We start from the raw sequence: 5,080 nt of genomic DNA, 5'->3' as shown, positions 1-5,080 counted from the left end.
CAATACTTTTCAGGCAAATCTAAATCATTGCAAAGACAATGTAAGACTTCTGCCCATGCAGGTGTGATTAGCTCTAAAAATTGCTTTTTAATATCTCGCTTAAATTGACTTTCAGCTAATATTTTACGCATTGGCTAACTCTTGCATTGCTTTCATAAATTCTTCGGGTGTCGCATAAGCTTCTGAGAAATCAGTTCTATTTTTAGCTTCAAGCAATGCCTTTCTAGTAACACTATTCGGTACATTATCATCTTCTGCATAATCAAAAGACAAAGGAATTTTATTGGTTTCAGCAACTTGAGTTAAAAATAATTTGAAAGCTTGTGATGCACTCAATCCATAACGCTCAAATACTGGAAATGCTTTATCACGTAAATCTTGTTCAAGTCGAAGATTGAAATTTGTTGTAGCCATATCATCACCTATATTTTACATAATGCGTACTATAGTAAATTAAATGTACGCCAAAAAATAATATTTTTCTACCTTTCCATACCGTAATCTTTTTTATTCGATTTCTGCTCTAACTTTATTTGGACATCAATGTGCTGTTCAGCTGTCGTAATCTGCTGTTCAGATTGTTTAATTGCTGATTTTGATTGGCTAATTCCTCGTTCTGAATTCTCAATACTTGATTCTGAAAGCTCAAGGTTTCGATCTGCTCGCTCTGACTTTGATTTATCTCTTTTAGCTCGCTCAATTGTTTGTCTAAAGAGTTCAATAATTCGTTGTAGCGATTCATAAAGTCGTTTGGCATTGTCTTGTTCCGTTTGATTAGGATTATTCTGTTTTAAGTCCTGATTTGCTTCTTTTGAGGTGGCTAAGTTTTCAAATAAACTTCCGCTATCTCTCAAAAGTTCCATTCCACCATTTGATTCGTTAAATGGATTTTCAAAAGGAGTTTTGACGTTAGATTCTATTTGTCCAATTTCAGTACCATTTGGCTGTCTGTACTCTCGTAAGCGTCCGCTTTTTTGCTGTTCCTCGCTACGATGTATAAAGTTTTCTTGTCTTGGCTCTCTTGCAGTCTCACCTTCCGCAAGACCTGTTTCTCCAGTGGTGTCTGTTCTACTTTTAGATTGATCTCGGCTAATTCCTGCTGCTTTTTCTGGATTTGCTTCGATAACCACCAATTTACGCCAAGAAAGATTAGAAACACTGTAATCAACACGCCCAGAACTGCTCCCGTGAGAATATTCAAACGCAAAGCGTTTCTGATTTTCGGCTGCTGGTCGTGGATGGTTTGAAGGTTTGACCTTAAAAGTTTCTCGGTTTCCTTGCTGCTTGCTCTCAGCAAGGCGTTGTAACTTTCCAAGTGCTGTTTCGTAACGCTCTCGGCTTGTTCTTTGATAATCCTGTCCTGCTCGGCGGTGTTCTTCTGCAAATTGCTTATCAAATTGTCGATTTTCATAAATTACGCCTTCTAAACGAATATTCCGCTTGCCGTCAGGATTCTTAATACTGATTGATCTATCTGTTTCTCTAGCAATCTCAAAGCCTGCACCCTTCAGGGTTTCAACTACATCTTGCCTATTTTGGATATTGCCATTGCTAATTTGCTCAGCAATTGCGGTCCCGATTTGTTCTTTAATTTCTTTGACGCTTGAAGGTAGGTTTTGGCTATTCAAAGTTTTAATTGCTTGAGCTTTCTCTGGTGCATGAGGGTCTGTTAAACCATGCTCAAAATTGATGACTTGTTTCCAGTTTTCTACAAGTGGGCGGTCAGCTTGATCAAAATAAGGCTGTAATCTTTTTCCTGTACTTAATTCCACATTTGGAATGACGAAATTAAGCTCTAAACGTCCTTTATCAGTGTGTTCTATCCAAGTGATGTCGTACTGGTCACGCTCTAACCCAGCAAGCAATGTTTCTTCAAAGCTCTGCATGATGGCTTCTTTTTGGTGTTCTTCGAGGTTTGGTTCCTCAAATGAAAGTACTCCAACCGTATAACGGTTTTGGAAGTCCAAGTTGTCTGCTAATCGTTGGGTTAATTCAGGATCTCCACTCAGTAAAACTGCACCTGGTCTATCCCTATCTTTGCCAAGTAGGTAGTCAATGGTTGCACCTGCACTACCACCACCCTTATTTCCCAAAAATTTAACGATCATAGTTGGCTAAAATTCCTTGTAGTTGTTCTCGAATAACTGCCAACTCTGCAAAGGCTCTAAGTTTTTCTATATCAGATTCCACAGTATTTACTTGTCTCGCAATCTGATTGAGGTTGCCACCAATACGCCCTAAAGCTGCTAAAAGTTGAGGATCTGCCGCTTTATAATTTCTTCTTTTATTTGGCTTCTCATCTAGACAAGTATTTCGAATCCAAGTTGCAAGCTCTCCACCTTCCATACGTTCCAGTAAGGCGTGATGTTCAGCTTCTGTTAAACGGACTTTGATTTCCTTATTACGTTTTATAAGCGTTTTTTCTTTCATAACAACTCATCAAATACTTGGTGCTTTTGGGTTTTGGGGTCGGCTTTTTTTCGTAAGAATTTTGGCTATGTTTCATGGCCATAAATCTTGCGGAAATAAAGTCGAAAAGAGGGTCAAGGGATTCTTCCCTTGCAAGGCACAAAAGGTAATCTAGCGAAAACTTTAGTTTTTGTCTAGAGTACCCTTTGTGTGTCCTTGCCCTTTTAAAAAATAGTTAAATAATTTTCGCTTCAAATAAAACTTATTCACTTAATGTATAATCTAATTTATTTCAACTTTAGAAGGTGCCTATGGCTATTGGTGTGGAGATTAATGGAGGCGGAAATAATAAAGTTTCCAAAAGTTCATTTTATTTGACTGCTGACAGTAAAGCTGTAGTTATTAATGAAAGTGAAGGAAACGAAGTTTCAGAAATTTTTGTAGTTGTTCAAGAAAATATAGAAAAGCTAAAGCAACTTCAAAATGAAGTTTCTGCAATCAATGACCATTCTATTAATCCTAAAACGAATAATACTTTTAAAGATGATGTATTAGCCAAAATACCTGTCTTAATTAATGCCAAAGATGAAACCACAGTAACAGCAACATGTTTAATGCTATTTAATCTATTTAGTAGTTGGATAACTGTAAAAAATGAACTAGCACTCCAGCTCACCGAATATACAAAGTTCATTACCTCTTTAGTGGGAGGTTAAAATGGCTGGAATAAGAATGGATAATTGCATAGGTGGTAAAATTATTAATTGCAGTTTTGACAATTGCGATGTGGCAATAGAAGCTTCGAATAGTAGGGATATACAAGTAAGCGGAACAAGAATTAATAACTGTGATAAGGGTGTAAAATTAGATAACTGTTGGGATTCAGAAGTGACTGGAACCATAGTAAATGATTCAAGAAATAACCCAAGATCATCAGGTAGATTCAGACTAAGTTTGCTATCAGCTCTTATAAACCACTACCTGTATAAATAGAAAAGAACATATCAGATAGCCAGTAAAAAAGCTGATATCTGATATGGCGGCACTTATACCGATTTACACCACTTAATTGCAGTTGCTTTAGTACATCCAAGCTCTACTGATATCTTACTAAAGCTTAACCCTTTCTCTCTTAGCCTCTTAGCTTGCTCTCTCAATTTATCGTATTTAGCTGATTTAGCCTTCCCACCTGACGAACATGCCCCTTTAGCATTAGCTCGTTTTGCATTATTAGATTGCCATTCGCTAAATCCAGCGTACGAAAACTTATTCCAACAGTACTTGGAAATACTTCTTGCTGTAGCTTTAACCTCGCTATAAGGCAGAGGCTCTGTAAATTCGTTGTTTAGTGCTTCTAAATGCGCTAAAACAGCTTTTTCCCATGTGAGACTACTATGATGGTGTAAGTAATCTCTAACAGCCGTATATGCCCATTTACGTGCTGTATCGAATAGTGTGCAGTTACGCCCAAGACCTGAAACTTCCTGCTTCTTACTTAATTTTTTCGGTAAGTCGACAAAATCAGCTAAATAATCCAGCGTATAAGCTCGTTCCGTCCAAAAGGTTGTACGCCAATCAGGATGAAAAGGATTTTTCGTGATGAGATGGCTATACCCAACATCAGCACCAAGTTTATTCGCAAGTCCTGCTTGAATCTTAGCTGCGTAGCTAATAGCTTTCTGACTAGCTAATTCACTGGTACATAGCGGTATTTCTAATTTGTAGCAGATATGAGCATGACCATTTTTTGGGGTCTGTGCTGTCCAATATGGCATTGGTAGATTTGCATCATGCCAAGCCATAACAGCTTCTGAACGGTCTAGGTCAAAAAAGAAGTAATGAAGCATACAAGGCTGATTGCCCTGTATGTATTGCATGTTGATTGCCGTTTTTTTCGGTCTTATTTGTAAGCCATACAATAATTCATCTGCACAGTATGGTTTATGAGCAAGATTTTCAAAAAAATCGCTTAATTGTACGTTTTTCACCTTTTGCAACGTCCTGTATGTTGCAAATAATCAAAACATCGGTAAAATACAAATATCGATTTTGTGTTTACTGATGCTTTAAGTATTTGTTAAACAAAGAGAAAAAAGTGAGCCTGCCAGCTTGCTTTTTTTTCGCCTATAGAAAATATTACACTATTTCCCAGTTAAACAACTAATTGATTTTTATTAATTTATGAGTTGCATTCACTATCAGTACCATCAATTTTAACTTTCTCACCATTCCTGATAACAGTTTTTTCTATCAACACCATTTTATGGGTAATAGGGTCTTCCTCACATAAAATATGTGTACCTCCCTCATCCCAAGAATGAGTGCCATAAATCATATAGATATAAAATATGAATATAGAAATGATAGGGACAAAGGTTAATACTAAAATCCAAATAAATATTTTTCTATATGACATAACAGTTCTATTTATTTCTACGTTTTCCAAATAATTCAGAATGACTACCAATTCGTACCAATTGCAAATAATCATTTTTTATCGCATAGATCAGCACTAGATCAGGCTTTACATGACAATCTCTAAAACCGTCCCATTCACCAGTAAGACCGTGATCACAATACTTTTCAGGCAAATCTAAATCATTGCAAAGACAATGTAAGACTTCTGCCCATGCAGGTGTGATTAGCTCTAAAAATTGCTTTTTAATATCTC

General features: G+C 36.7%; 7 protein-coding genes. 2 read left to right on the top strand and 5 right to left on the bottom strand.

Annotated features, from left to right (window positions below; genetic code table 11):
* Positions 1-123 precede the first annotated feature (123 nt).
* From ACG9ZB_RS16360 to ACG9ZB_RS16350, 3 genes are all read right to left on the bottom strand, one after another.
* Positions 124-414 (bottom strand): type II toxin-antitoxin system RelB/DinJ family antitoxin, encoded by a 291-nt coding sequence (locus tag ACG9ZB_RS16360; RefSeq protein ID WP_252409991.1) that lies wholly within the window; start codon positions 412-414, stop codon positions 124-126.
* 68 nt (positions 415-482) lie between these two features.
* Positions 483-2,108 carry a relaxase/mobilization nuclease domain-containing protein gene (locus ACG9ZB_RS16355; protein WP_419326769.1) on the bottom strand — a complete coding sequence of 542 codons (1,626 nt, stop codon included), beginning with the start codon at positions 2,106-2,108 and terminating at the stop codon, positions 483-485.
* Complete coding sequence (locus ACG9ZB_RS16350) at positions 2,098-2,430, bottom strand: plasmid mobilization protein (RefSeq protein WP_286418734.1); 333 nt, start codon at positions 2,428-2,430, stop codon at positions 2,098-2,100. Before ACG9ZB_RS16350 ends, ACG9ZB_RS16355 begins: the two co-directional genes overlap by 11 nt.
* Before the next feature lie 290 nt (positions 2,431-2,720).
* Here ACG9ZB_RS16350 and ACG9ZB_RS16345 point away from each other — a divergent pair, with 290 nt between their 5' ends.
* Positions 2,721-3,125 carry a hypothetical protein gene (locus ACG9ZB_RS16345; RefSeq protein ID WP_419326768.1) on the top strand — a complete coding sequence of 135 codons (405 nt, stop codon included), beginning with the start codon at positions 2,721-2,723 and terminating at the stop codon, positions 3,123-3,125.
* 1 nt (position 3,126) lies between these two features.
* A complete protein-coding gene (locus tag ACG9ZB_RS16340; protein WP_419326767.1) occupies positions 3,127-3,402 on the top strand; it encodes a NosD domain-containing protein in 276 nt (91 codons plus the stop codon).
* Positions 3,403-3,455: 53 nt separating this feature from the next.
* On the opposite strand, the gene ACG9ZB_RS16335 is transcribed toward ACG9ZB_RS16340, so the two are convergent.
* Positions 3,456-4,397 carry a replication initiation protein gene (locus ACG9ZB_RS16335; protein ID WP_419326766.1) on the bottom strand — a complete coding sequence of 314 codons (942 nt, stop codon included), beginning with the start codon at positions 4,395-4,397 and terminating at the stop codon, positions 3,456-3,458.
* A 435-nt stretch (positions 4,398-4,832) separates the two neighbouring features.
* On the bottom strand, positions 4,833-5,080 hold a 248-nt coding region (locus ACG9ZB_RS16330), incomplete at its 5' end, for a type II toxin-antitoxin system YafQ family toxin (RefSeq protein WP_419326765.1).

Source organism: Acinetobacter johnsonii (genome assembly GCF_048551975.1).
Taxonomy (GTDB): Bacteria; Pseudomonadota; Gammaproteobacteria; order Pseudomonadales; family Moraxellaceae; genus Acinetobacter; species Acinetobacter johnsonii_A.
This window is presented reverse-complemented; position numbering and strand designations above follow the sequence as displayed.

Excerpts from the sequence above, each read along its gene's own strand:
- ACG9ZB_RS16360 (WP_252409991.1), bottom strand. The coding sequence starts at position 414 with ATGGCTACAACAAATTTCAATCTTCGACTTGAACAAGATTTACGTGAT.
- ACG9ZB_RS16355 (WP_419326769.1), bottom strand. The coding sequence starts at position 2,108 with ATGATCGTTAAATTTTTGGGAAATAAGGGTGGTGGTAGTGCAGGTGCA.
- ACG9ZB_RS16350 (WP_286418734.1), bottom strand. The coding sequence starts at position 2,430 with ATGAAAGAAAAAACGCTTATAAAACGTAATAAGGAAATCAAAGTCCGT.
- ACG9ZB_RS16345 (WP_419326768.1), top strand. The coding sequence starts at position 2,721 with ATGGCTATTGGTGTGGAGATTAATGGAGGCGGAAATAATAAAGTTTCC.
- ACG9ZB_RS16340 (WP_419326767.1), top strand. The coding sequence starts at position 3,127 with ATGGCTGGAATAAGAATGGATAATTGCATAGGTGGTAAAATTATTAAT.